The 25594-nt window shown below is 58.0% G+C and carries 24 protein-coding genes and 1 pseudogene; 1 reads left to right on the forward strand and 24 read right to left on the reverse strand.

All coding sequences use genetic code 11. From position 1 onward, the window contains the following. Positions 1–51 precede the first annotated feature (51 nt). The 15 genes and pseudogenes from SPI05_RS03205 to pyrR form a co-directional block, all read right to left on the reverse strand. A complete protein-coding gene (locus tag SPI05_RS03205) occupies positions 52–1578 on the reverse strand; it encodes an RsmB/NOP family class I SAM-dependent RNA methyltransferase (RefSeq protein WP_321076113.1) in 1527 nt (508 codons plus the stop codon). Further along, positions 1575–2540: a methionyl-tRNA formyltransferase gene (gene fmt, locus SPI05_RS03210; RefSeq protein ID WP_321076116.1), complete on the reverse strand. Its 966-nt coding sequence runs from the start codon at positions 2538–2540 to the stop codon at positions 1575–1577. The genes SPI05_RS03205 and fmt overlap by 4 nt, the downstream gene beginning before the upstream one ends. Positions 2541–2592: 52 nt before the next feature. Then, the gene (locus tag SPI05_RS03215; RefSeq protein WP_321076119.1) at positions 2593–4626 is read right to left on the reverse strand and encodes a primosomal protein DnaI; all 2034 of its coding nucleotides are present in this window, start codon (positions 4624–4626) and stop codon (positions 2593–2595) included. A 111-nt stretch (positions 4627–4737) separates the two neighbouring features. Next, on the reverse strand, positions 4738–5931 hold the full coding sequence (gene metK, locus SPI05_RS03220) for a methionine adenosyltransferase (protein WP_321076124.1): 1194 nt from the start codon (positions 5929–5931) through the stop codon (positions 4738–4740). A 9-nt stretch (positions 5932–5940) separates the two neighbouring features. After that, a complete protein-coding gene (locus tag SPI05_RS03225) occupies positions 5941–6600 on the reverse strand; it encodes a phosphopantothenoylcysteine decarboxylase (RefSeq protein WP_321076126.1) in 660 nt (219 codons plus the stop codon). 18 nt (positions 6601–6618) lie between these two features. Further along, the gene (locus SPI05_RS03230; RefSeq protein ID WP_321076129.1) at positions 6619–7206 is read right to left on the reverse strand and encodes a flavoprotein; all 588 of its coding nucleotides are present in this window, start codon (positions 7204–7206) and stop codon (positions 6619–6621) included. A 106-nt stretch (positions 7207–7312) separates the two neighbouring features. Continuing rightward, a pseudogene (gene rpoZ, locus SPI05_RS03235) lies at positions 7313–7561 on the reverse strand (DNA-directed RNA polymerase subunit omega); the annotation flags it as partial. Positions 7562–7609: 48 nt separating this feature from the next. After that, the gene (gene gmk / locus SPI05_RS03240; RefSeq protein WP_321076131.1) at positions 7610–8182 is read right to left on the reverse strand and encodes a guanylate kinase; all 573 of its coding nucleotides are present in this window, start codon (positions 8180–8182) and stop codon (positions 7610–7612) included. Next, the gene (gene mihF, locus SPI05_RS03245; RefSeq protein ID WP_295026758.1) at positions 8182–8493 is read right to left on the reverse strand and encodes an integration host factor, actinobacterial type; all 312 of its coding nucleotides are present in this window, start codon (positions 8491–8493) and stop codon (positions 8182–8184) included. The genes gmk and mihF overlap by 1 nt, the downstream gene beginning before the upstream one ends. A gap of 84 nt (positions 8494–8577) precedes the next feature. Continuing rightward, entirely contained in the window at positions 8578–9468 is an 891-nt protein-coding gene (gene pyrF / locus SPI05_RS03250; RefSeq protein WP_321076133.1) for an orotidine-5'-phosphate decarboxylase, read from the reverse strand. Positions 9469–9537: 69 nt separating this feature from the next. Next, positions 9538–12867, reverse strand: coding sequence for a carbamoyl-phosphate synthase large subunit (gene carB, locus SPI05_RS03255; protein WP_321076134.1), 3330 nt, complete (start codon positions 12865–12867; stop codon positions 9538–9540). Beyond that, positions 12867–14138: a glutamine-hydrolyzing carbamoyl-phosphate synthase small subunit gene (carA, locus tag SPI05_RS03260; protein WP_414601960.1), complete on the reverse strand. Its 1272-nt coding sequence runs from the start codon at positions 14136–14138 to the stop codon at positions 12867–12869. The genes carB and carA overlap by 1 nt, the downstream gene beginning before the upstream one ends. A 4-nt stretch (positions 14139–14142) precedes the next feature. Further along, positions 14143–15453, reverse strand: a complete 1311-nt coding sequence (locus SPI05_RS03265) for a dihydroorotase (protein WP_321076136.1) — start codon at positions 15451–15453, stop codon at positions 14143–14145. Continuing rightward, complete coding sequence (locus SPI05_RS03270) at positions 15450–16418, reverse strand: aspartate carbamoyltransferase catalytic subunit (RefSeq protein WP_282921601.1); 969 nt, start codon at positions 16416–16418, stop codon at positions 15450–15452. The genes SPI05_RS03265 and SPI05_RS03270 overlap by 4 nt, the downstream gene beginning before the upstream one ends. Before the next feature lie 5 nt (positions 16419–16423). Continuing rightward, positions 16424–16993, reverse strand: coding sequence for a bifunctional pyr operon transcriptional regulator/uracil phosphoribosyltransferase PyrR (gene pyrR, locus SPI05_RS03275; RefSeq protein WP_282922657.1), 570 nt, complete (start codon positions 16991–16993; stop codon positions 16424–16426). 173 nt (positions 16994–17166) lie between these two features. Here pyrR and SPI05_RS03280 point away from each other — a divergent pair, with 173 nt between their 5' ends. Then, positions 17167–17388 carry a hypothetical protein gene (locus SPI05_RS03280; protein ID WP_321076140.1) on the forward strand — a complete coding sequence of 74 codons (222 nt, stop codon included), beginning with the start codon at positions 17167–17169 and terminating at the stop codon, positions 17386–17388. A 9-nt stretch (positions 17389–17397) separates the two neighbouring features. On the opposite strand, the gene nusB is transcribed toward SPI05_RS03280, so the two are convergent. The 9 genes from nusB to ruvX all read right to left on the reverse strand — a co-directional run bounded on the left by nusB (position 17398) and on the right by ruvX (position 25591). Further along, positions 17398–17973, reverse strand: a complete 576-nt coding sequence (gene nusB, locus SPI05_RS03285; RefSeq protein WP_321076142.1) for a transcription antitermination factor NusB — start codon at positions 17971–17973, stop codon at positions 17398–17400. A gap of 70 nt (positions 17974–18043) precedes the next feature. Continuing rightward, entirely contained in the window at positions 18044–18607 is a 564-nt protein-coding gene (gene efp, locus SPI05_RS03290; protein ID WP_282921604.1) for an elongation factor P, read from the reverse strand. Between the two features lie 70 nt (positions 18608–18677). Further along, positions 18678–19124: a hypothetical protein gene (locus SPI05_RS03295; RefSeq protein WP_321076144.1), complete on the reverse strand. Its 447-nt coding sequence runs from the start codon at positions 19122–19124 to the stop codon at positions 18678–18680. Continuing rightward, entirely contained in the window at positions 19121–20731 is a 1611-nt protein-coding gene (gene aroB / locus SPI05_RS03300; RefSeq protein ID WP_321076146.1) for a 3-dehydroquinate synthase, read from the reverse strand. Before aroB ends, SPI05_RS03295 begins: the two co-directional genes overlap by 4 nt. Further along, positions 20728–21975: a chorismate synthase gene (aroC, locus tag SPI05_RS03305; protein WP_414601961.1), complete on the reverse strand. Its 1248-nt coding sequence runs from the start codon at positions 21973–21975 to the stop codon at positions 20728–20730. Before aroC ends, aroB begins: the two co-directional genes overlap by 4 nt. A gap of 69 nt (positions 21976–22044) precedes the next feature. Continuing rightward, entirely contained in the window at positions 22045–22728 is a 684-nt protein-coding gene (locus SPI05_RS03310) for a prepilin peptidase (protein WP_321076149.1), read from the reverse strand. A gap of 82 nt (positions 22729–22810) precedes the next feature. Then, complete coding sequence (locus SPI05_RS03315) at positions 22811–23653, reverse strand: shikimate dehydrogenase (RefSeq protein WP_321076151.1); 843 nt, start codon at positions 23651–23653, stop codon at positions 22811–22813. A gap of 6 nt (positions 23654–23659) precedes the next feature. Next, positions 23660–25108, reverse strand: coding sequence for an endolytic transglycosylase MltG (gene mltG, locus SPI05_RS03320; RefSeq protein WP_321076152.1), 1449 nt, complete (start codon positions 25106–25108; stop codon positions 23660–23662). A 21-nt stretch (positions 25109–25129) separates the two neighbouring features. Beyond that, the gene (gene ruvX, locus SPI05_RS03325; protein ID WP_321076156.1) at positions 25130–25591 is read right to left on the reverse strand and encodes a Holliday junction resolvase RuvX; all 462 of its coding nucleotides are present in this window, start codon (positions 25589–25591) and stop codon (positions 25130–25132) included. Positions 25592–25594: the final 3 nt, after the last annotated feature.

Below are 25594 nucleotides of genomic sequence, written 5' to 3' on the forward strand. Positions count from 1 at the left end.
TTCCTCTATTGTCTAATTCCGCGATGAGCTTCGGACGGTTTTAACTAGGATTTATTCCTGGGAATCAGGCAACTTTTCAATCAGGGCCAGGAACATGGCGTCGGTACCGTCACGGTCAGGCCACAGCTGTAGATAAGGCCCCGCCCCAAGGTCATGTTCCGGGTTGACGATAATGTCTCGTGCCACGGCGGGGGCATCCAGCACCCGCAAATCCGCGCGATTCTTTACCACGCTTTCCACCACCTGGCGAGTTTCGGCCAAATGCGGGCTGCAAGTCGCGTATCCCACCACACCCCCAGGCTTAACCGTTTGTAACGCGGATTGCAGCAGAACTTGTTGCAGGGCGGTCAGGTCCTTCAGGTCGGTGGCGGATTTATTCCATCTGGCTTCGGGACGGCGCCGCAGCGAGCCCAAGCCCGAACATGGTGCGTCCACGAGGACCCGATCGGCTTTGCCCGGATGAAGTTCTCCAAAATCGCGTCCGTCGCCCTGTAAAACCTGCACTGTCTGGTCCGGAAATGCTTTCGTGGAGGCACGCACCAGTTCAGCCCGGTGCGGCGAAACCTCGTTAGCGATGACGGAAACGCTACGCGAGCTAGCCAACCCCGCCAGCAGCGCAGTTTTCCCGCCGGGTCCGGCACACAAATCGACCCAAGTACGCTCCACCCCGGGCACCGGTGCTGCAGCCAAAACTTTGGCGACCAGCTGCGAGCCTTCATCCTCGACCCCGGCGAAGCCCCGCTCAACAGCCCGCAGTCGCCGCGGGTCGCCTCCGGAAAGCACCACCGCGCAGTCAGAGAGTTCTCCCAAACGAGTATTGGCATCAAGATAGGTCTCAGCTGCAGTCGCCAGCTCATCAGCGGTAATGAAACCCGGTCGGGCACACAGCGTCACATAAGCGGGACGGTTTTGCGCGTGTAGGAGTCCCGGTAGTTCAGCAGCATCACGGCCGTTAGCGACCAGAGCATCGCGCAGTGCCCACACTATCCATTCCGGATAGGAAAATGCTCGGCTCAAGGCTTTTTCCTCGGTCAGTCCCGAGGTGATGGCATCGAGCCAATAGGATAGGTCGTGCTCAGTAACCTTGCGCAGCACCGCGTTTACCATCCCAGCAGGGCCGGCGGAGAGACGGTCGCGCGCCAGGTCAACCATCGTGTCTACCGCGGCGTAGTCTTCCACCCGCATCTGGAGAATTTGATGAATCCCCATCCGCAGCACCGTGAGCAGCTCCGGATCTAAATCCGCAACATCCCGGTCGCTGAGCAGTCCGATAATGGCATCGTAGCGCCCTTGTAACCGCAATGTCCCGTACACCAGCTCGGTGGTAAAAGCCGCGTCACGCCGATGCAAATGCGCCCGCTCAATCAATCCGGGCAACACCAGATTGGCGTAAGCATGGTCTTGGTCGACGCGGCGTAAGGCTTGAAAAGCGACGTCACGAGCGGGGTCGCGTCGGGCTTTGCTCCGATAGGTGTAACCGGTGCGGGAGTTCCGAAAATTTCGAGCTGCACCCCCGGCTTTCGCGCTGTTGCGTCGCGAGCCGGATTTGCCCGCGGAAGCGCCCCCTGAATGGTTCACTCCTGACCCCCCATCGAGCGCGAAGTCGTAAACCTCGCACTACTTTCCAGGTGGGCTCCGCGTGCCCAAGCCTCAGCCGGCATTGGTTTTTTCCCAGCGGGAGCTACGTTGCCTAAGCACACGGGTGCGGAACCGGTGCCGACCCAGACTTCGTGACGAGTGGTAAAAATCTGACCGGGTTCCAGAGGCGGGATAGGCATCGTCACAGGCGGATTCGACTCCAGGACACCGAGTTTCATGCGGGATTCCTGCCACATCGTCCAGGCGCCGGGAGACGGTGTGAATCCTCTAATGTGGTTGGCAATCGTGTCGTTCGGCGCGGACCAGTCGATTTCGCCTTCCGACGGGTGTAAAGGTGGCGCATAGGTGACACCGGTGTCCGCTTGCGGTTCCGGGGCTACTCCCCGTTCAATCATGGTCAGGGCTTGTTCCAGAGGTCTGACGCTGAGTTCGGCGAGTTCGAGCAATATGTCTCCCGCTGTCGCCGACTCCGGCACCACATAAGAGCAGGTCGCGTAAATGGGACCGGTGTCTAAAGCGGGTTCGAGTTGAAAGACCGTGACACCGGTGTGGGTGTCCCCCGCCTGGAGAGCACGCTGTACCGGGGCGGCGCCCCGCCACCGAGGCAGCAGGGAAAAATGGATATTAATCCACCCGAATTTGGGAATCTCTAAAATGTCAGCCGGCAAAATCGCTCCGTAAGCCACGATGACACCCAAATCAGGCTGGAGGTCACGCAAAAAAGTGGCGGCTTCTGTATTGTTCTTAAGGGTTTTCGGCTGATAGAGCATCAGGTCATGCTGGGCCGCGTAATTGGAAACCGGTGACTGGGCTAGTTTCCGACCCCGGCCGGAGGGCGCATCGGGACGCGATAGCACCGCCACCAGGTCGTGTGCAGATTGCTCAAGGTATGTCAATACGGGAAGGGCAGCCTGGGGAGAACCAGCAAAAACAATACGCATACAAACTATCCTATCTAAGTTCAACTGGGGTTTTTCGAGGTGAAGGCGGGGTCTACCCGATTTGACCGGCTGGATCTGGGGGATCTACTACGATGCGCAGGGCATCGCTGCCGGATTTTCGCTCCCGAGCATTTTGCAGTTCCACCACGCGCAGCGCCCGCCCGAAATCCTGACTGTCTCGCAGCGCCACAGACACGAACGCAGTGCTCAGAGCGGGGTTATCCCGTGCTGGAACCGGGCCGAATACCGTGATTTCAGGAAATCTCTGGCGCAGAAAAGCCAACACCGCACCCAGGGATTGCCCCTGCAACAAAGCCGTGCGCCACGCGGGGGCAAAGTGTCCCGTTTCGCGTTCCCGCAGGTCTAAGGCGGCGAAGCCCCAGGGGTCCCACCGTACCAGAGCCTGTTCCAGACGCGGGTCAATCCGGTTCGTCACCAAGATGCGCCCCTGAGGTTTCACCAAAGCTCCGGCTGCCAGAAATTGCCGCATGACTTCCTGGACAGTCCACAGGGCGGTCCGATTAGCCCACATGTGAGCCCGTAGGATAACCGCGGCTTCGTACCCGCCCACGGCGAAAGGTTCGCCCCCCGGATGGGCTATGACCAGGCGCGATGCTCCATCGATGAGGCCAACCCGGCCTTTTCCAGGGCGGGAAACCAACACTGGCACTCCGGAAAATGACCGCCCAATGTCATCAATTACCGTGCGTGACTGGAGGTGTCGCCCGCGCATTTTCATACTGGCACAGTTCGGACAGGCATAGTTGGTGGGGACGTTGCCGCAGCGCGTGCAAACCAGCCGGGAACCCTGGAAAGTCAACGGTCCACCGCACACTTCGCACACTGCGTTAGCGCCGCAGTTTGCACAGCTCACGACCGAAAACGCGCCATCAGGAGGCACCAGCACCAAAACCGGACCGGATTTCAAACCCTGGCGCACCAGGCGTAAAGCGGCATTGGGCAGGAGCATCGTCCCTGTCATGCCTTCTGCCAGCTGTGCATCCTCGCTGAGAAATTCAAAGCGTCCCGAACACTGGCGCAAAACATCGCGGTGGGGAGCCAAACCGCGGGCAAAGTGGCGGGTCACCAGCTGCAAATCCCCCGCGTTGACCGAATAGTGGGCCAACACCAGCGCGGTGCTGCACAGCTGGGAACGCATCAGCAGGACTTGCCGGGCAGAAAAGTTCGGGAACATGTCCGAGCTGAGCGACCATGCCAAGTCGTCCCAGAGGTAAAACAAACCGGGACGCGCCAACGGTAAGAACACCGCACCGCGGGTACCAACCACCACCGCGGCTGTACCGAAACGGGAGCGCAAGAACGTTTCATAGGAGGCGGCAGTGGGAATGTCCGAGGTATACAGCACAACTTGGTCCGAGTTGGCAAAGTAGTCACGCAGATACAGGTAGGCTTCATCGGCTTGCTCTACCGTGGGCATCACCACCAGGGATTGTTCCCCGTTAGCCCAGGCCGCCGCCGCTAACTCGGCGATGGGCTGAAACCGCGAAGATGGTTGGAAATGCGGATTGTTCCCCAGCGGTAGCGCACTGACCACGGCACGAGGGTGGTGTCCCCGACACAGTTCAGAGTAGAACTCGGCGCCCCCGGCATAACGCGCCCAGGTCGTTCGCTCCGGTGGCGCCACTGTGACCGCGGTCGTATCCCACTGATGAGGGTCGGTAGAAAAGGCCTGTTCCACCTTGACGCGCCGCTCCGGCAGGGCGTAACGCAGCAGTGAGGAGGGTCCAGTCCCGTAATAGAGTGAGACGTTTTCCAGCAGTTCCAAGGTGGAAGTGTCCAACAGGGGCAGGTCGCCCAAAGTGCGTTCGATTTCCCGCAGCGGTTTTTGCCAGTCGGTGCTGTCTTTACGCTCCACAATGACACCGGTGTAGCGTTTTGTCCCGACTTTCACTTTCACTAACACCCCCGGAGCGGCCGCAGCATCGAGCTTTGGGGGAATCAGGAAGTCAAGAGGCCGGGACAAAGCGGGGGTAAACGTGTTGAGCAGAACCGCCGCCACGGGCTTTTCCACACCATCGACCTGCACCGCCCGCGGTCCGGGAGGTGCGAAATCGTCCAGTGGCAATATCGGTTCAGCAAACACGACTTAATTACAACTCATACCCCGAATACGAAAATCCGGCAGTTGCCATTTCGTCCCGGAAGTCGGGGCCAAAACCAGCCCCTACAGCCGGTTTTACTGGAAATAATCCTTGAGAGCTTGCGCCCGATTGGTTTCTTCCCAACTGAAGCCATCACGCCCAAAATGGCCATAGTTACTGGTGTAGCGGAAAATCGGACGGGTCAGATCCAAATCCCGAATGATGGCGGCGGGACGCAAATCGAAAGTCTCACGAATCGCCGCGGCCAGTTCCTCATCTGGCACGACACCGGTCCCGAACGTTTCCACTGACAGGGACACCGGGTTAGCTCGTCCAATCGCATAAGCGATTTGGATCTCGCAACGCTTTGCCAAACCAGCCGCCACAATATTCTTGGTTATCCAACGCAAAGCGTAAGAGGCCGAACGATCGACCTTTGAGGCGTCCTTACCGGAAAAGGCCCCTCCCCCGTGACGCGCCATACCCCCGTAGGTGTCCACAATAATCTTGCGACCGGTCAAACCGGAGTCCGCGGCGGGTCCGCCGATAATGAACTGGCCCGAGGGGTTCACCAAAATTTCCGCGTCCTTCGTGTCCAGCTCAATATCCAACTGGTCGAGTACCGGGCGAATGACCTCCGCTTTGACCATGGCGTGCAGTTCCGCCTGGGTGCGATCCGGGGCATGCTGGGTTGAAACCACGATAGTCGACAGGGCGCGTGGCACCCCGTCCTCGTACTCAACCGACACCTGGGTTTTGCCATCAGGACGCAATCCGGAAACAATCCCCTCTTTACGCACCTGAGCCAGGCGTTGGGACAGTTTATGCGCCAACCAAATCGGCATCGGCATCAAATCCGGAGTTTCATCGCAAGCATATCCGAACATAATCCCTTGGTCACCAGCGCCTTGCTGTTCCAGGGGGTCATAGGCTTCGGGCCGCTGACGTACTTCCAGGGAATGGCTGACGCCCGCTTCAATGTCCGGGGATTGCTGCCCCAAGGACACCATCACGCCGCAGCTGCGACCATCAAAGCCAATCTCCGAGGACGTGTAGCCAATCTGGGCAATCTCGTGACGCACAATGTGGGGAATCTCTACGTAAGCCTCGGTCGTCACTTCACCCATAACATGAACCAGCCCGGTCGTGACAAACGTCTCTACCGCAACGTGCGCCGCCGGATCTTGTTCCAAGATAGCGTCCAGAATTGAGTCGGCAATCCGGTCGCAAACCTTATCGGGATGTCCTTCAGTGACAGATTCAGATGTGAAAGTGACTTTTTTACTCATAAAAGAATTCTAGTGACTTTGCGAGATTTCTCCAGCTAGTTGGAGCAGGACCTCGGCGACTTCAAGTTTCGTGCCGCTGGCTTGACCTCGTTCGTTACCTTTCGAATCGAAAAAGAACAAGGTATTCCTGGCGGCTGCAAAACCGTGGCCGTCCCCGACTCGATTGACGCACAGCAGGTCGGCACCTTTGTCCAGGGCTTTCTTACGGCCTTGTTCCCGCACCTGCGCCTCACTGCCGGTCAGCGCCCCAAAGCCGACAATGGTCTGGCCCACGTGGCGGTGCTTAATGAGATTCATCAGGACGTCGGGGGTGCGTTCCAACTGCAAGGTGGGGATAGTGTCGGCGTGGCGGGTTATCTTTCCCGAGACTTGGATAGGGCGAAAGTCTGCTACGGCAGCGCACATGACTATCAAGTCTGCCCCCGTGGCGGCGGCGTTCATTTGGCGAAGCATCTCTTCCGCTGTAGGGGCCTCCGTGACCTTGACCCCGCGAGGAATGAGGGCTGCTTCCACGTTGGCGGCCACTAACGTGACGTCGGCTCCGGTCTTTAGAGCTGCCCGAGCCACCTCACAGCCCTGGCGTCCCGTAGAACGATTCCCCAAGAAGCGCACTTCGTCCCAGGGCTCGCGAGTCCCCCCGGCGGAAACCACTACGGAACGAAAACTCATGTGGCGGCCTTGTGAAAACTATTCGATAGAACCGGGGGCACTCATACCGAGCTGTGCCAAAACCGCATCACAAATGACGTCTGGTTGACTGAGGCGTCCGATGCCATGGGAGTTGTCGGCCAGCTTGCCGGTTTCGGGACCGATAAAGCGCCAGCCCCGTTCACGCAGCACCGCCACGTTGTCCTGGGTCGCCGCGTTTTCCCACATTGTGGGGTGCATTGACGGAGCGATGAGACGCGGGCAGTCGACCGTGATTGCAACTAGGGTGAGGAACTCGTCAGCTAGACCCATGCGGAAACGTGCCATCAAATCGGCGGAAGCTCCCACCGTCAGGAACAGGTCTGCTTGGCTGGCTAGGGTTACGTGGGTAATGAAGTCAGGGGTCTGGAACACGTCCGTATGAATCGGGTGATTGCTCAGGGATTCCCAGGTCGCCTTCCCCACAAAATTGAGCGAATCAACCGTGGGACAAACCCACACGTTAACCCCGGCAGCGATGAGACTGCGCAGCACCTCAATGGCTTTAAACGCGGCCACGGAGGCTCCCACCCCCAAGATGACGGTTTTCTCTGGACCGTGGGGGGCGTCAAGTTCAGGCGTTGTCATCTTTCGCCAGGCCCTCGGAGAAAGAGACCGCCAAGGCTTCCAGCGGATTTACCGGTTCCGAGGTATCCTCCTCAGGAGCCTCGTCTTCTGGCTCATCGCCCTTTAACTGCATATCCAACATGCCCTGCGCGATTTCATGCATGGCAATAGACAGGGGCTTTTCCCGCGGACCGTGATCAACCAGCGGGCCGATAGTGTCCAACAGGCCCGCTTCCAGCTGCTGGTTATAGGTGTTAATCTGGCGTGCGCGAGCAGCCGCGAAAGCCACCAGGGCGTACTTAGAATCAACGTTTTCCAGCAGGTCGTCAATAGGCGGGTCAGTGATACCCTCGGGGTGAGCGACGGTTCCGGTCATAAAAAATCCCCCTCAATAGTGATTTTTGGTTTCTTCAGCCCAGCTATCCTAGCGCAAACCCATAATTTTAGCCAGTTGCGCGGTAGCGTTAGGCACTTCGTCATTGACCACGATTTCGTCAAATTCCTCAGCGGCAGCCAACTCGGTGCGCGCCGTATCCAAGCGCAGGCGCTGCTCTTCCGAGGACTCCGTGCCACGCCCCTGCAAACGGCGCACCAGCTCCTCCCAAGACGGGGGCTTGAGGAAAATGGTGTGCGCATCTGGACGCAGAGCTTTTACCTGCCGGGCTCCCGCCAAGTCGATTTCCAACAGAACCGGTTTGCCCTGACGTAAAGCCTCATCGACAGGGGCGGCTGGGGTACCGTAGTAGTTTTTGCCGTGAACCTGTGCCCACTCCAACAGTCCCCCGGTTTCGATTAGCTGTTCGAACTGGGGTTTCGTCATGAAAATATAGGACTGTCCATCGACTTCTCCCGGTCGAGGATCTCGAGTGGTGGCAGAAATGGACAGGTAAAACTCTCCCGGAAAAGTCGCACAGAGAGAACCCACCACTGTTCCCTTTCCAACAGCGGTGGGTCCGCTAAGTATGAACAGCCGGGCAGTAGCGCCGGCGTCCGCCATCAGCCGAAACGCTTGATGAGTTCGGCGGTCTGGTGGGGACCAAGACCACGGATGCGACGAGCCGGAGAAATCCCGATTTCTTCCATTGCCAAGGCGGCGGTCTTAGCGCCGACGCGAGGAAGCGACTCCAGCAAAGACTGAACTTTCATCTTTGCCAGGGCTTCGTCCTTTTCGGCAGCCTTCAAAACTTGGGACAGCGTCTTTTTGCGGTTCTTTAAATCAGCTTTGACTTCAGCACGATGTTTACGCGCCGCCGCGGCCTTTTTCAAGGCTTCCGCACGCTGTTCAGCGGTAAGTGGAGGAAGTGCCATTTGCTATACTCCTGTTTTCTGTCTTATTTGTGGACCCGAATTGGTCAACGACCAACCCTAGAGAGCATTCTATACAGTATTGCTTCACGAAATTAGGGATTTAAGGGAATCTAAATTTTCTCCGAAGGCGGCTTGTAGCGCACCTGCCTCGGGACCGCGGCGCAAAATCCCGCGAGAACTCGAAACTATAATCCGGTCTGTGGCTTTCCCAAAGACTTTGGCGATACTTTCCGGGTTTCCACCCTGAGCGCCAAAGCCGGGCACCAGCAGCGGCGCATTCGCTTCGTCAAGGAGAGACTCTAAACCGCGCATACGCTCCCCGACGGTGGCTCCCACGACCAAACCTACGTGACCCCAGTACCCCGCTTGTGCCGCCTGACGATTTTCCTCACCCGCACGTTGCATAATATCCGCAGCCAGGGACTTCTCAGGTGTTCCACCCTCATTCAAAATCATCGCTGATTGGATTGAGGCGGACTCCGGGTTTGAGGTTAACGCCAGTACAAACGTCCCCTTGCCGTTCTGTTTTGCCAGGTCCAGCGCGGGACGCAGGGACTCGAATCCCAAGAACGGACTCAGCGTCATCGCGTCAGCCTCCAACGGACCTTCTGACAGGTACGCCCTCGCGTAGGCGCTCATGGTGGAACCGATGTCGCCGCGCTTCACATCCACAATGCTGATTGCGCCAACGTCATGAATTGCCCGCAAAGTCGCGGTGAGCGCGGAAATGCCGGAAGCACCATATTCCTCGAACAGCGCCGATTGCGGCTTAAAGAATCCACACAAATCGCCCAGTGCGTCCAGCACACGCATGGAAAAATCCCATACGCCAGCCCCGCTGCGCGGCAAACCCCAGGCTTCTAATAGCTCCGGGTGAGGATCTATCCCCACACAGAGAGATCCCCGGTCTGCAATGGTTTCGAGGCAACGTTTTCCAAACGGTTCGACAGGATTTGCTTCTGGCGCAGCGCTCATGACTTCCCTTTCTCAAGTGACATCAGGAACTCGCTCAGAGCAAAAATCCGAGCTCCCTGAAAAGCCATTTTATGCCTTACCGGGCATCCGAGTACCGGACTTTTCCATTTCAATTTGTCGTTCCTGCAAAGACCGCACCGTGAAAGTCTGTCCCTGGCTGAGGAAATCCATCACCTGTACGGCGACCTGGAGGGTGCGCATAGTTGTGATGATGACCTTGTTGGCGGTAGCGGCCGCGGTGCGAATCCGGTATCCCGCTTCGCGAGTGCCCTTGCCGCGTTCCGGAGTGTTGACGACCATGCCAACTTCCGCAGATTTCACGAAAGAGCTGAAGGACGTGTCGGCTGACCCGTCGGTGAGTTGCCGATCCTTTTCCACCCGGGTGACCGGAATCCCATTGCGTTCCAAGACCGAAGCCGTCCCCTCGGTAGCCACCAGCTTGTAACCTAGCTGGTGGAGGCGTGAACACGGCAGAATAATGTGGCGTTTATCCCGGTCAGACACTGTCACCACGATAGTCTTGCCCGGTTTGGGCAGCGCTCCTACTGTAGCCAGCTCGGACTTAGCATAGGCCATGGGCAGATTCATTCCCAAGCCCATCGCCTCGCCGGTCGAACGCATTTCCGGTCCCAGAATCGTATCGACCATCGTGCCGCTAAAGGTGCGGAAACGCTTGAAAGGAAGGACCACTTCCTTGACGGCGATGTCGGGAAAGCTACTCCACTGGGCAAAGTCCACGCCCGGCAGCATGCCGCATTCACGCAACTGGGCAATGGTGGTGCCGGTCATGACTTTGGCGGCCGCCTTCGCCAGGGGAACCCCGGTCGCTTTCGCCACGAACGGAACGGTGCGCGACGCCCTGGGGTTCGCTTCGATAATGTTGAGCACTCCCGCCGCCAGCGCGAACTGAATGTTGATGAGCCCGACAGTGCCCACGCCTTGAGCAATAGATTCGGTCGCGGCGCGTATCTGGTTAATTATCGTGCCCGAGAGCGTGGCAGGGGGCAGTACGCAAGCCGAGTCTCCGGAGTGAATACCCGCCTCTTCGATGTGTTCCATCACACCAGCCAGGTACAGCTCGTGTCCGTCATAGAGCGCATCCACATCGATTTCGATGGCATCGTCCATGAAATGGTCAATGAGCAGCGGTCCGGCGCCAACTCCGGCCGAATCCGGCCCCAATCGACTGAGGTAATCCTCAAAATGGTCGGCGTTGAAAATTATTTCCATGCCTCGACCCCCCAGCACGTAGGAGGGGCGGGCCAGCAGGGGAAACCCAATCTCGGCGGCGATGTCTCGCGCTCCGGCATTCGTGGTGGCAGTGCCGTGGGCGGGGGCAGCCACTCCGGCGGCGGTATAGACCCGTTCGAACTCTTGCCGGTCCTCGGCTAAGTCAATCGCACGCGCCTGGGTGCCCAAAATTGGCACTCCGGCATCGGTGAGGCGCCGCGCCAGAGACAGCGGGGTTTGGCCTCCCAACTGGACAATCATCCCGGCTACCGGCCCGCAAGCAAGTTCCGCCCGGTACACCTCATAGACGTCTTCAAAGGTCAAGGGTTCAAAGTAGAGCCGCGAGGCGATGTCGTAGTCGGTCGACACGGTCTCGGGGTTACAGTTGACCATAATCGTGTCGTAGTCGTCTTTCAGCGTCAGGGCAGCGTGCACGCAAGAGTAGTCGAATTCGATACCCTGCCCGATTCGATTCGGTCCGGAACCCAAGATGATGACCGCCGGCTTCTCACGCGGCTGCACCTCGGTACTGAGGTCGTAGGACGAATAATGATATGGCGTGTTCGCGGCGAATTCCCCGGCGCAGGTGTCGACTTTCTTGTACACCGGGTGCAGGCCAAAAGCGTCGCGAACTTCCCGCACGGTGTCCTCTGAAATGCCCCTAATCTGGGCAATTTGCAGGTCTGAGAATCCATGACGTTTCGCTTCGCGCAGTAACTGGGGTTGCAAAGCGGGAGCTTCCCGCAGACGCTGGGCCACCTCGCAGAGGATAAACAACTGGTCGATAAACCACGGGTCTATTTTGGTTGCAGCATAGATGTCTGCAGCCGACGCTCCCCCACGGATTGCCTGCACCACCTGGGTCAAGCGTCGCTCCGTCGGTGTAGCCATTTGTTCCAGGAGTTGTGCGGTTTGCTCCGGGTTGGGAGCGGGCTGAGCGAAGTCAAAGCTGGATCCGCGCTTGTCCAGGGAGCGTAACGCCTTTTGCAGGGCCTCGGTAAAGTTTCTGCCGATAGCCATCGCTTCGCCCACCGATTTCATGGTGGTGGTCAGTGTCGGGTCGGCCGCGGGGAACTTTTCAAAAGCAAACCGCGGGGCTTTCACCACCACATAATCCAAGGTGGGCTCGAACGACGCCGGGGTGGACAGCGTAATGTCGTTGGGAATCTCGTCCAAGGTGTACCCCACTGCCAGCCGCGCGGCGATTTTTGCAATCGGGAAACCTGTTGCCTTTGATGCCAGAGCCGAAGAACGCGACACGCGCGGGTTCATTTCAATGACGATAATCCGGCCGGTCTGGGGGTGGACGGCGAACTGGATATTGCACCCGCCCGTGTCCACACCGACCTCGCGAATGACGGCAATCCCGATATCGCGCAACCGTTGCATTTCCCGATCGGTCAAAGTCATGGCGGGTGCCACCGTGATGGAATCCCCCGTATGCACCCCAACCGGATCCAGGTTCTCGATAGAACACACGACCACGACGTTATCGGCGCGGTCCCGCATCAGTTCGAGCTCATATTCTTTCCACCCGATGATGGCTTCTTCCAACAGAACTTCGTTCGTCAGCGAATCGGACAGACCCGCCGTGGCAATCCGTTCCAAATCCTGTTGATTATAGGCAATCCCGGAACCCAAGCCCCCCATAGTAAAGGACGGGCGCACCACGACGGGAAAACCGAGCTGCGCGACCGCGGCGTTGACCTCCTCTAGGGAATGAGCAATGAAAGACCGGGCCACTTCCGCACCGCAGCGTTCCACGACTTTCTTAAATTCTTCCCGGTCCTCGCCCGCGTTGATGGCCGCCGCATTAGCGCCGATGAGTTCGACCTGGTATTTGTCCAAAATCCCGGCTTCGCTCAGATTAACCGCCGCGTTCAAGGCCGTTTGTCCGCCCAGCGTGGGCAGCAGCGCATCGGGACGTTCCTTGGCGATAATAGATTCCAAGAATTCGGTGGTAATCGGTTCGATATAGGTGCAGTCGGCGACCTCCGGGTCAGTCATAATGGTGGCGGGGTTGGAGTTGACCAAAATAACTTTCAAGCCCTCATTACGCAGCACTCGACAGGCTTGCGTACCCGAATAGTCGAACTCGGCCGCTTGACCGATGACAATCGGCCCGGAGCCGATGACCATAACAGATTGTAAATCTTGACGCAGCGGCATCAGGAATCCGCCTTCCCGGTGGTATTTTCACAGCGATGTTGCAGCATCATCTGTAAAAAGTCGTTGAACAGGTGTGAGGCATCGTGCGGACCGGCGGCAGCTTCGGGGTGATATTGCACGGAAAAGGCCGGGATGTCCAGGCACCTCAGACCTTCTACGACATTGTCGTTCAGTCCGATGTGGGTAACTTCCGCTCGGCCGTATTTCCCGTTGCAAAAGGGCGTTACCGAGGCTTCTCCCAGCGGCATATCTACCGCAAAACCGTGGTTGTGGGCGGTGATTTCGACTTTACCGGTGCGTCTGTCCAGCACGGGCTGGTTCACTCCCCGGTGACCGTAAACGAGCTTGTAAGTTCCGTAGCCTAGGGCGCGTCCCAACAGCTGATTGCCGAAACAGATTCCGAAGTACGGCAGTCCCGCGTCCAGCACCTCGCGTAGCAGCTCAATTTCATGAGTGGCTGCGCTGGGGTCGCCGGGGCCGTTTGAGAAAAATACCCCGTCGGGGTTGATGGACTGCAGGTCTTTCAGGGTCGAGTCCGCGGGAAACACGTGAACTTCCACGCCTAGGGAAGCCAAAATTTCCGGGGTGCGAGACTTAACCCCCAAGTCCAATGCCGCCAACACCGCCCGTGGGCTCCCACCGGCGAATTCACCGGTGGGAGCAATCACATAGGGTGTTTTGGTAGAGACTTCGGCGCTGAGCGCCGCCCCCGTCATCTGCGGGGAGTCTTGAATGATGGATCTTAAAGCCGCGACCGCGTGGGGTTCCAAGTTTTCGGCGCCGACCGGCATGGCGTCGCCCGAAAAAATGCCACCCCGCAGGGCACCGGCTTGACGAATATGCAAAGTCAAGGCTCGCGTATCCACATCACTGATTCCCACGATGCCGTGACGCACCAGCTCATCTTCCAGGTCACTTTCGGCACGCCAGTTCGAGGCTCGGCGAGCCGGATCTCGCACCACATAACCCGCCACCCAAATCTGGTTAGATTCCGGGTCGGTCGTGTTCATGCCGGTGTTGCCGATATGCGGTGCGGTCATGACCAAGATTTGTCGATGATAGGAAGGATCCGTGAGGGATTCTTGATAGCCGGTCATTCCAGTGGAAAACACGACTTCACCCAAGGTTCGCCCGCTGGCTCCGAAAGCCTTGCCCGACAGGGCAAAACCATCCTCCAGAACCAGCACCGCGTCTCCCCGATCCATCGGGAGCGCGGGGCGGGCGCCACTTTGTGGATTATGGCCTTGACCAGGCATTTCCATCGTTGTCATATTCTTAGCGCTGATCGAGCGGGATAGCCGTGGCGTCCATAATCGTGAACTCGCCCTTCCACATGGTGTACCGCGCCTGACCGGGCAGTTCCATGCCGAGGTAAGGGGTGTTTGTGGACAGGGAATGCTGCGACTCCAGGTCAATGGTGCGGCGCGTGGATGGATCCCACAAGGTCAGGTTCGCCGGTTTGCCGGTGACGATGCCCTGACCCTGTTCCTTGACTCGGCCAATATGCGCCGGCGCGGTAGACATGACTCGCGCCACGTCCTCCCACGTGAACTTGCCAGTATCGACCATGACTTTCTGAACCACCGGCAGAGCGGTTTCCAAACCAATCATGCCGAAAGCCCCGGCTTGCCACTCGCAGTCCTTTTCCTCCAAAGGATGGGGCGCGTGGTCGGTACCGATACAGTCAATAGTGCCATCCATCAGACCAGCCACCAAGGCTTCAGTGTCCGCAGCAGTGCGCAGCGGCGGGTTGACCTTGTAGCGCGGGTCGTAGGTCTGAGCCATTTCCTCGGTCAGCAGGATGTGGTGCGGGGTGGCTTCGGCAGTCACGGCGATGCCGCGGCTCTTGGCCCACCGCACGATGTCGACCGAGCCTGCGGTGGACACGTGACAGATGTGGACGCGCGAACCCACGTGGGAAGCCAACTGAATATCGCGCAGAATAATGGCTTCTTCCGCAACCGCCGGCCAACCGGGCATACCCATAACCGCAGACAGCGGAGACTCGTTCATTTGTGCGTTTTCAGTCAGACGCGGGTCTTGGGCGTGCTGAGCAACCACCCCGTCAAAGGTCTTTACGTATTCCAGAGCACGGCGCATCAATACCGGGTCGGAAACGCATTTTCCGTCGTCAGAAAACACCGTGACGTGCGCGTCTGAACGGTTCATGGACCCCAAGTCGGCCAGGTGTTCACCTTGCAGACCGGCGGAAACGGCACCGACCGGGCACACCTGTACCCAGCCCGCGAGGTTCCCCAAGTGCACGACCTGCTCGACGATACCGGCGTTGTCCTGGACGGGATTGGTGTTAGCCATCGCGTGAACACAGGTATAACCGCCGTAAGCCGCTGAAAGCGTGCCGGAAGCGACCGTTTCCGCGTCCTCGTCGCCAGGTTCGCGCAGGTGAGTGTGCATATCAACCAGGCCGGGCAAAGCCACCAAGCCGTTGCCATCAATGGTGGTAGCGCCAGCGGAAACAGCATCCGCCGCATTCGCGCCTACACCCGCAAAAATGCCGTCCTTGACAGCAATGTCAGCCCCCTCACCGTTCGGCAGGGTCACGTTCTTAATCAAATATTCCTTCACAGCAGGCCTCCTTCCGGCGCGAGCAAAAGGTAAAGGGCAGCCATCCGGACACTCACGCCGTTTCCAACTTGTTCAACAATGACAGACTTTGCGGAATCTGCGGCTTGGGCGCAGATTTCCATACCACGGTTCATCGGACCGGGGTGCATGATAACCGTACGTTCTGGCAGGTTAGTGAAACGGGTGTTGTTCAAACCGTAAGCCCGGTGATACTCGACCACGGACGGGAAGTAGCCCCCGCCGGCAGAACTCATACGCTCGCGCTGCACCCGCAGCATCATCACCGCATCGGGATTGGTGGCCAGAGCCGCATCCAAGTCGTAGGACACATCGCACTTCCAATCTTCCACCCCGACCGGCATCAGGGTCGGCGGACCGACCAGGGTCACGTGAGCGCCCAAAGTCGACATCAAGTCCACGTTGGAACGGGCTACGCGAGAGTGCAGGATATCGCCCACAATGACCACGTGAGCACCGTTGAGGTCTTTACCGGCCAGGTCGCCGCCGCTCAAGCCCAGATAGTGCCGGCGCAGGGTCATCGCGTCGAGCAGAGCCTGAGTGGGGTGTTGGTGTTCCCCATCCCCCGCGTTGAGCACGGGCACGTCAGACCAGCCGGCGTTAGCCAAACGGTAGGCCGCTCCGGAGGAGGAATGGCGGATAACGATGCCGTCAACCCGCATAGCCTGCAGGGTCAAAGCCGTATCTTTCAGGGATTCGCCTTTCGCTACCGAGGAACCTTTCGCGGAAAAGTTGATGACGTCCGCGCTGAGACGCTTGGCCGCGGTTTCAAAAGAAATCCGGGTCCGGGTGGAGTTCTCAAAAAAGAGGTTGACCACGGTTTTGCCGCGCAAGGTCGGCAGTTTTTTCACCTTTTGAGCCTGGGTCATCGCCATGGCTTCGGCAGTATCCAAAATTTTCAGGACATCTTCGTGGCTCAAATCAGCCGCAGAGAGTAAATGTCGCATGATTTTTATTCCTTCCCGTCTGCAATAATCACGGCGTCTTCGCCGTCACTGTCTTGAAGTTTTACGAGTATTTGTTCCGTCCGTGACGTGGGCAGATTCTTGCCGATGTAGTCTGCACGAATCGGAAGTTCCCGGTGACCGCGGTCCACCAGCACGGCTAGCTGCACTTGGGCAGGTCGGCCGTGATCGTTCAACGCATCGAGCGCAGCCCGAATCGTGCGTCCGGAATAGAGCACGTCGTCGACGAGGATGACCGTTTTGCCGTCAATGCCGGTCTGAGGCATCACGGTGGGTTTAGGTACTCGTATCGGTTGACGGGAAAGATCATCGCGGTACAGGGTGATGTCCAGGGTGCCAATCGGGACGTCTGTATCGGGATTATTTTCCTTTAAAAAAGTCCCCAACCGATTGGCTAGCTCAACGCCACGGGTGGGGATTCCTAACAGAACGACATCTTCAAGACCCTGGTTTTTCTCCATTATCTCGAAGGCCAGTCGTTTCAGCGAACGGGCAATGTCAGCACTGCCCAACACTGTTTTTTCCATATTTTTCCTTTCTGCCTCACAGGGCGAAATTAAAGGTTTTAATGCGGCTTAATAGTACACGTTTTTTCCCGCTCCACCGAATCCCGCGCCCGCGCCGCCGATAATTGGGTCGGGAATGTTGAATTCCTCCAGGTTATGAGGCAATTTCTGAACACGGGCGTTTTCGAGCTAAACTCCGGGGAAAAATCGCCGATAATAGGGTTATGGATGAAAAACGCGAGCTATTAATGCAGCTTCTCTTTGGCAACGACGACACGCCGGAGCTGAACCAGGATGAGGTCACGCAACCCGACAACTCTCCCGAGGCCGCGGCTCGTTTCCAAAAGTGGGCAAAAGCGCAACAGAAAGCCCAAACTATCAACGAAACTTTGGACAACTCGGAAAAATCCGCAGATATCCTGCGCGAAATGATGAACCGCAACTAACCGCGGAGGCTATTCCAGGGTGTCTAAGTCAATCTGCTCCAAGACACCGCCCGCCGCTGCCGTTTTTGCGGCAGTGTCAAAGCTCTGTGGCATCGAGGACTCGAGTTTGGCACTCGCTTCACCGCTCAAGGCTTGCTCAGCCTCGGTTTTACTCAACGCGTCTTTCATATCGTTGATGGCACCCAGCAAACCGTTGATAAACTTCGGCGACTCGTCAGTAGAACGTTCCTCCGCGATTTGCATAGCGGCGGTGATGGCTACAGCTCCTTCCACATCGGGATTGAACAGAATCTCCCAAGTCGCAACTCGCATAATCGCCAGGTCGACCTCGGGCATCCGGTGCAGCGGCCACGCTTTTGAATATGTCGTTAAAGCCGCATCAATCCGCTCTAAATGCTGGGCCACGCCTTCCAAAATGTCGATGGCATAGGCCGGAAGCGCGGTCTGGGCGGTCGTCTCATCTTGACGAATTTGGGCTAGGGAAAAAATGCCTTCGGGAGTGTCCCAGCCACGCGCGTGCGCCTCATAAAGCACATCTACGGCTCGAACCCGCTCCCGCGTACGCCGCGGCAATTTATGTCCCACTGTCTTGTCCCCTCACGAAATGCGTAACGCGAGCCGGAAGCCTGCGCCCCGACTCGCGTCCGCCTCAGTCTTAATCGGTAACCCGCGAAACGTATTCGCCAGAGCGGGTATCAACCTTCACCTTGTCGCCGATATTCAGGAACAGCGGCACTTGAATATCCCAGCCCGTCTCCAGGGTCGCCGGCTTGGTGCCCGCATTGGAGCGATCGCCCTGCAAGCCCGGTTCCGTGTGCGAAATCTCTAAGACAACCGAGGCCGGCAGTTCGATGAACAAAACGTTACCTTCGTTGAAAGCCAAAATGCATTTCTGGTTTTCCAGCAGGAAGTGCGCGGCGTCACCAACGATTTCGGGAGTGACACTGACCATTTCAAAGGTTTTTTCGTCCATAAACACGTAGTCGGTACCGTCGTTGTAAGAGTAGGTCATGTCGCGGCGGTCCACGGTAGCGGTTTCAATCTTTAGTCCCGCGTTAAAGGTGCGGTCGACAATCTTGCCCGAAAGGATGTTTTTTATCTTGGTGCGCACGAAAGCCGGCCCCTTGCCGGGCTTCACATGTTGAAATTCGACAACCTGCCACAACTGGTTGTCAATCTTCATTACCAAGCCGTTTTTCAAATCATTAGTCGTTGCCACGTTTCATCCTTCACAGTCTTAACAGTTAGCAAATCAACTCGAATAGTCTACCGAAAAAGCGTGCCGTTGGCTAACTGCAGCCGTTTTCAGCGATAACTGTCAACAGTCGCTGTGCCAGTTCGGTCAAGGTTCCCTCGGTCGGCACCGTGTAGTCACTGTGTGCTATTAGGTCATCACGGCGTTTTTGGGCCAGACGGCGATAGGTGGCGCGCCAAGGCAGGCCGTTAGGGTCGCTGAGTTGTTCTGGGTTCATGGCCTGCCATGACTCCTCCCAGGGCAAATCTAGGAAAAATACCCGGTTCCCGGCCTGTCGAAAGTTCCCGACCAGGGCGGATGAACCACTCTCGAGCACGTCAGAGGGCAGAACAAAAATGGCTGGTGCGCTGTGCGACGACCAAGCGTCAAGGCCTGAATCGGAAGCCACGGGCAGGCCGATGTCCGGTGAAATCGATTGGGCTAACTCTTGCAAACGGGCTCCCGGCAGGGATACTAAAGCCAGTGAACAGCGTGAGCTCACAGGGCAATTCCTGTCATTTCGGCGGCTTTGGTCAGAGCCTCAGAATCAGCCACGGCAGTGACCACAGGTTTGCCCCAATCCTCCAGCAGGACGAACCGCAGCTGCCCGCCGCGAACTTTTTTATCGCTAAACATGATGGGTAACAGTTCCGCAAAAGTGTGGGCAGTATAGGTGGCGGGTAGGCCAACCGCTTCCAGCTGATTACGCAGCCGCACAACCAAGTCTTTGGGACCTATCCCCAGCACCGTGGCGAGGTTCGCGGCATAGACCATACCGATAGAGACCGCTAAACCGTGGGGAAAACGGTAGTCCTCCACGCGTTCTATGGCGTGAGCCAGAGTATGTCCGTAGTTCAAGTACTCCCGCTGACCCGATTCATACAAATCGGTGGAAACAACGTCGGCTTTCACCTTCACGGCTCGGCGAATGATGTTGCGAAGCTGAGGGGAATCCGGATTCAGCAGCACCGACGCGTGGTCCTGGGCAATGTCTAAAATCTGTTGGTCACGGATAAACCCGCACTTCAATGCCTCCGCCAGCCCCTCTCGGAGGTGGTCTGGCGACAGGGTCCGCAAAGTCGTGAAATCCACTGCCACCCCGAGAGGAGGATAAAACGCCCCCACCAAATTTTTCCCGGTACTCCAATCAATGCCGGTCTTGCCTCCGACAGCGGCATCAACCATCGCCAACAAGGTCGTCGGTACCGTAATGAGGTCAACGCCGCGCAGCCAGGTCGCCGCTGCGAAACCTCCCAGGTCAGTGGTAGCTCCCCCACCGAGAGCAACAATCGCATCACGGCGTTCCAGACCCGCGCTGGCTGCCGCCTCCCACACCTCGGAAAGCACCGTGAGCTGTTTCGCGGCTTCTCCGTCAGGCAGCACTTTCACTGTGGTTTGTTTACCCAGCGAGTCCAAGTGCTGTGCCAAACTGTTAGCCGCCGACGCTACCGGGGGCGCGCTGAGCAACAGGACTTTGTTTGTGTGCGTCTTCATCAAGGCTGCGACCTGCGCGTTCAGGTCTTCACCAAAGCTGACGGCATAGGGTTCGCCGGGGGTGGATACCCAGATGCGGTCACCCAGGCGTTCTTCATGAGCGATGATTTTCCCAGCCATTTCGCTACGTTTGCTCTGTGCGTCAATAATGACCGTGGCGGTACTCTCATAGATGTCTTTTCGCTCCCGATACAGCTCGTGCATCCTTTCCCGCAGGTTGCCTTCCAGCAAGGGACGGACTTGCGCATCCTTTTTCTGGCCAGAGCGCTCGGAGCGTTGGATTTGCCGGTTCACCAGGAAGTCCGGGTCCGCTTTCAAGTAGTAAACGGTGTGTTCGCGCAACAGCTCGCGGGTCGGAGCGTATGTCGGGGCACCGCCGCCCAGGGAAACAATCCGGGCTGAGCCCTGTAACGCATCCCGAACGACCGCGTATTCGAGGGCGCGAAACCCCTGTTCTCCGAGTTCCTTAAAAATCCAGGGAACGGATTGGCCGAAACGCCGCTCGATTTCCAGGTCAGTGTCAAGCCAGGTGGTGTGCAAAATTTGGGCCAAAATCCCGGCAGTTTTCGATTTACCGGAAGTGGGCAATCCCATCAGAACGATTTTACGTGTCATGAAAAAGTCGTCCTTTGCGTAACCTCGTCCAGGTAGGCCCACAAGTTTCGCGAGCATTCCGCCACCGAGTCCCCGCCCGTTTTTTCCAGCAAAGCGTCTGCCAGCACCAGCGCGACCTCGGCCTGGGCGATGACGGCTGCCGGCACCACCGCGGTCGTGTCCGAACGCTGGTGCAGCCCAGTCGCCACGCTGCCATCAGCCAAATCCAGGGTCGGCAGAGCGTGGGGTACGGTAGAGATAGGTTTCACGGCGGCGGAAACCACGATGGGATTGCCGTTGGACATCCCGCCTTCGATGCCACCCGCCAGGTTAGTCGGTCGCGCTATCGTGCCCAAGCCCGTGTTTGCGTCAGCTGGCTGGTCACCGCGGTAGAGGGGGTCGTGGGCTTCGCTGCCCGGCAGGGAGGCTTGCAGAAAAGCCGCGCCGATTTCCACCCCTTTTACGGCTTGAATAGAAACGAGGGCAGCGGCCAGGCGCGCGTCCAGTCGGCGGTCACGGCTCACGTGAGAGCCTAAACCGATAGGCACCCCGTAGGCGATGACCTGCACCACTCCTCCCAACGTGTCGCCCGTATGCTGCGCGTTGTCGATAGCCTGCACCATCTGTTCAGCCGTATGCGCATCGAGGCAGCGCACCGGGTCACTATCGAGATAATCCGCATCTTCTGGCCGCGGCACCGGCGCGTCTAGTGGAACGGAAACTGAACCAACGGACGTGACGTGAGACACTAAACGAATCCCCGCGACCTGATCCAACAATGCTTGTGCGAAAGCCCCCAAAGCCACTCTGGCGGCCGTTTCCCGAGCGGAAGAACGCTCCAACACGTTACGAGCATCTGTGAAACCGTACTTCATCATGCCGGCAAAATCGGCGTGTCCCGGCCGCGGCTTCGTAAGCTGCAGGTTCCGCGCTAATTCGCGCGCGTCACCTCGACCCGCGTCCCGCAGCAGCGCCTGACGAGACACCGGGTCGGGACTCATAACCGTTTGCCACTTGGGCCATTCGGTGTTCTTGATTTCAACCGCGACCGGGGAGCCCAGGGTTTTCCCGTGACGCAGTCCCGAAAGGATGGTCACCGCGTCTTGCTCAAATTTTTGGCGCGTTCCCCTGCCGTAGCCCTTCCGTCGCTGCGCGAGGGCTTTGGTCAGGGTATTGGTGGTGATTTCTATCCCTGCCGGCAGTCCACTGAGTACGGCTATCAGGGCGGCGCCGTGTGATTCCCCGGCAGTGACACATTCCAACATGAGTTCATCTTGCCACATTTCGCCACACATCCCGAACCGGGTTACTCGGCCTGGGCGGTGAGAAAGCGGCTAGATGCCCACCAATATCGAGGGCAGATACACCACCCACGTGATGTAGGCGCCCGTGATAAGCCACGGGCCAAAAGCAATGTCTTTATCTAAATCAAGTTTTTTACGGATGACCTGGATTAAGGCAAACGCGCCACCCAAGAGTGAGGCCAGTAGCAGCATCGCTAGGGGCGCGAACCAGTTATAAAGACCTAGCCACGCACTGAGCAGCGCTGCGAGCTTGACATCTCCCATCCCTAAACCGAGATACGTGGCTAGAGCCAGAACCAGCCCCATGGCTAGCCCCAAAACCCAAACTCGCGCCAGCGCTTCGGGGCTACGCAGAATCAAGGCGACAATGCTCAGTACGGGCAACAGCATCACAGCCCCCAGGCCCAGTAGCCGATTGGGCAACAGTCGAAAACGGGCATCAGTCAGAAGCATCGCACAAAATGGGGCGGTCCCCAGGTACACCGGCAAGGTGACGAGGAAATGGGTGAAACACAAACCGTGGGAAAAGTAGTTGAGGATGAACCACTGGATTACATTGAGGAAAACCGTAACCAAGGTGAGGCACAACGAGAAAGGTAGGTAGAACAGATCCGACAATTCGATGCTACGCTCGCGCAGAATTTTGGTCGTGACCGCGCCCACCGCGTAACCCCAGATTCCGCTGAGAATCCACGCCAGGACATGCCAGAGCATAAGGTTCCTTCCCCTTCCCGTTACGACACTGTGACTTTATAGGGAGCCGGCAATGGTTAAGACAATTCACGCCGCCGTTATTCTAATCCGCCGAGTTGACGTATTTATGCAAAGCGGGACGCAAAATTTCGGCGTTGACTTCCTGTCCCGTAAACAGCTTTACCTGGGCGACGCCCTGGTGCAACAGCATTTCCCATCCGGGAATGACCTGCGCTCCACACCTCTGTGCCCAACTGGCAAGCGGGGTTGGCCACGGCGCATATGCCGCATCAAGAAAAAATGCGTGGGAGATAATCTGTAGCTGTGACAGGGGCAGAGCATCTTGTACGGGGGCGGGCACAGTGCCCATCACCAGCTGTGCCGCGCGCAGTGCCCGGTTAACGTCCTCAACCTGGTGCCATGCCACCGCCCGGACGCTCAAGCCCATCCGTTTTGCCGCCTGAAAAGCCGCGCCCGTTTGGGCAGTAGTCCGGGAAATGACCGTCAGCTCTGTGAGTCCCAACTCGGTGAAAGCCGCCAAGGCCGAAGCCGCTGTGGAACCCGAACCGAAGATAACCCCGCTGCCCCCGTACGGTAGATTCGTCGCGCCACCTTGGCGGAAAGCCTCGACGACGCCGCGGACATCAGTGTTGAATCCGGTCCAATCTCCTCCCGCGGCGGGAATCAGCGTATTCACCGCTCCGGTGACCTTGGCCAAGCCGTCAGCGAAAGTCGCAGCCTGCAGTGCCTCCGGTTTCAAAGGCATAGTCACTGCCAAGCCGCGTAGCTGTGCATCCGCCTCGGTTAGGAATGCGTTGAGCGTTCCTGACCGAACGCGCTGGCAGCGAAAATCCCAGTTCAGGCCCAGCTCACGATACGCAGCCAGATGAATTACGGGAGACAAGGAGTGCGCAATCGGATCTCCCACAACCAGACAATACGGCACTACCCGCTACCCTTTACAGATTTCGGGGTGGTCCTTACAAAATTGTTTCAACAACTCTACGTTGGCTTTCTGTTCCTCCAGAGTCGCGCTGAAGCGAGTTTCACCCGTATTCAAATCCACCGTGGTGAAGTACAGCCAATCCCCCGGTGGCGGGTTGCGGGTGCCGTCAAAAGCGTCCTGACCCACGACCCCGATAGGCCCGGGCGGCAGCCCCTTGTGACGATAGGTATTGTACGGATTCGAAGCGTCAGCGACCTCGGCGGCGGTCGGAATTTTGCGTGACTTCGAGGCTTCGCCCAAACCGTAGATAACCGTGGAGTCCATATTCATAAATCCAACAGTTTCCTTGCCGGTATCCATCCGGTTTTCTAACACTCGTGCAATCTTCGCGTAGTCCTGTTTTTGCAGGTCGCTGCCCTCACGCTGGACGATAGAAGCCTTGGTTAGGAACGTTTCCCACTGGGTCTCGGGGATTCCCGCGTCCCGCAGTCGCTTGACATTGGCGGCTACCATCTGACGCACTGTTTCGGTTGCGTCCTGACCGGGTCCCACCAGGTAAGTTCCGGGTGCTAGCCACCCCTCGATGTTTCCACCGGCGACTTTGGGCAGTCCCGGAGCGTTGGCAAAAGCAGCTTCCACGTCAGCATCACTAAAACCTGCATTCGTCACCAGTTGCTCTTTGACCTGCCACTTTGTCAGACCCGGACCAATCGTAATCTGATCGTCAACCCGGTTCGCTTTGTCAATCAAGATGGACAAAGCATTGACGGCAGACATGTGTTTGGCCATCGCGTAGGTTCCGGGCTGAATCGCCGAGCAGGCGGCTTCCTGGTCGCGGCACGCGTTAAAGAACGCCTGCGAGGACGCTACGACCTGCGCTTTAGCTAGAATATTGCCAATGTCTGAGCCCAGCGCACCCTCGGGAACTGTTACCATCACCTGACCGGTACCGCTACCTTCGTAATCGGCCCCCTTGGCGCTGAGCCAACGATTGAAAATGATTGCGCCAAAAACAATGGCTACTACCAGCAGCGTGACCACAATCGCCAGGACGACAAACGTGCGATTCCGCATGGTCTTACGGCGCCGAATTCGAGAACGTTTGTCACGCCGATGGTGTTCGCTCGGGGTTACTTCCGGTTGTTCAGCGGAGGCAACCTGCGTCTCTTGCAATAGAGATTCTACGGTTGTGTCCGCGGCCTGGGATACTCCAGAGGTCACGCGGGGAAAAGACGGGGTGTCGAGTTCCTCTGGGCGATTGCGGCGGCTGGGAAGTGTGCGCGGCGTTGGTTCAATCGCGGGATTGGGGGATTGAGAGGGTGCCGCCTGGGGCGGAAGTTCCGGGTTCGAGGGGGATGGCGAGTCAGTCTGGGTTAAGGCGGCTTGACCGTGCTGCGCTAAATACCGACGTCGGCGCCGCGGTCCCATCGATGCTAGATCTTCAGTGTCTGACATGTACTTCCCTCGTTACGTGGTTTACTCAATAATAACCAACTCGCCAGGTAAGTTCCCTGTTTGAGTCAAAGTTTCTAAAGCTCGAGTGAGGATGGCCACAGCGGCGAGTTGGTCAACCATCTCCTTTTGCCGGCGGGTACTGACCCCGGCATCGCGCAGTTTGGAGTGGGCGTCAGCCGAGCTCAACCGTTCATCAATGAGATGAACCGGCAGTGTGTCAAGCCGTCTGACCAGACGTCGGGCGTAAGACCGCGCCATCCGGGCAGCCTCGCCCTCCTTGCCGCTCATCAATTTCGGTAAACCCACGAATACGGCCCGAGGATCGCTTTCCTCGATGATTCCCACCAGTTCGTCCAGCTCGGAACCGTCCGGCCGAACCTGCAAGGTTTTCACTGGCAACGCCAGGGACGTACCCGCTACCGAGCGGGCGACACCCACGCGCGCCTTACCCACGTCTATGGCGAGAAAGTTTCCAGCGACCATCCT

Origin of the sequence: Mobiluncus sp. (assembly GCF_034180645.1) — a bacterium.
Taxonomy (GTDB): Bacteria; Actinomycetota; Actinomycetes; order Actinomycetales; family Actinomycetaceae; genus Mobiluncus.